We start from the raw sequence: 349 nt of genomic DNA on the forward strand, positions 1-349 counted from the left end.
TGCAATGGGTCCAAGCCGTTGGCTTTTGCACTTTCAATCAATGTCAACCAAATTGCGTTAGCTTTTGCGCCAGCTATGCTGGTACTAAACAAAAAGTTTTTCCGGTCAATGATCAGTGATTTTATCGCTTGTTCACAAGTGTTGTTAGAAAGATCGAAAGCCCCATATTGTAACAACTTGTCGATCGCATCTTTTTGACCGTCAGCATATTTTATTGCTTTGCCCAGCATTGATTTTGGTAAAGCTGGTAATTCAGACAAACACTGCCAAAAGTCAGTGAATAATGGTGCTAGTTTTTGACCACGCATTTTCGTTCTAGCTTCAGGCGATAGATTTTTCCATTTCTTTT

The 349-nt window shown here is 39.5% G+C and carries 1 protein-coding gene; it reads right to left on the bottom strand.

Translation table 11 applies throughout. From position 1 onward, the window contains the following. On the bottom strand, nucleotides 1–308 hold a 308-nt coding region (locus LFYK43_RS12355), incomplete at its 3' end, for an IS66 family transposase (RefSeq protein ID WP_229718044.1). Nucleotides 309–349 lie beyond the last annotated feature (41 nt).

This window comes from Ligilactobacillus salitolerans (genome assembly GCF_003864415.1).
Classification (GTDB): Bacteria; Bacillota; Bacilli; order Lactobacillales; family Lactobacillaceae; genus Ligilactobacillus; species Ligilactobacillus salitolerans.